Source organism: Vibrio sp. 10N.222.49.C9, assembly GCF_041474985.1.
GTDB classification, from domain to species: Bacteria; Pseudomonadota; Gammaproteobacteria; order Enterobacterales; family Vibrionaceae; genus Vibrio; species Vibrio crassostreae_C.
This window is the reverse complement of sequence record NZ_JBFRVD010000929.1, coordinates 1-311: the sequence shown is the minus strand read 5'-3', so window position 1 is coordinate 311 and position 311 is coordinate 1. Positions and strand designations below refer to the sequence as shown.

The following is a 311-nucleotide window of genomic DNA, read 5'->3' as shown; positions in this document are numbered from 1 at the left end:
GGCACGAATAAAAGAACTGATTGCCGTTGATAAGATCACAGCTACAAAACGCGAGTGGCGCTGGTTATTGGCGCGCGCCAATGCCGAACAGAAAAAAGCATTGGCTCAATATGCAGCGTCGATGCGTTGGAATCACCTGACCGTCATTGCCACTATCGATGCCAAGATGTGGGATCACATTAGTTTGCGTTTTCCTATTGCACATCAATGGTGGTTTAACTTTTATGCTGAGAAATACGACCTTGATCCTGTAACCCTGATGGCACTGGCAAGACAAGAAAGTGCGTTAGATATTGATGCTAAATCACCCG

1 pseudogene is annotated in these 311 nt (G+C 46.0%); it reads left to right on the top strand.

Annotated features, from left to right (window positions below):
* Positions 1-311, top strand: a pseudogene (locus AB4585_RS26265) (lytic murein transglycosylase); the annotation flags it as partial.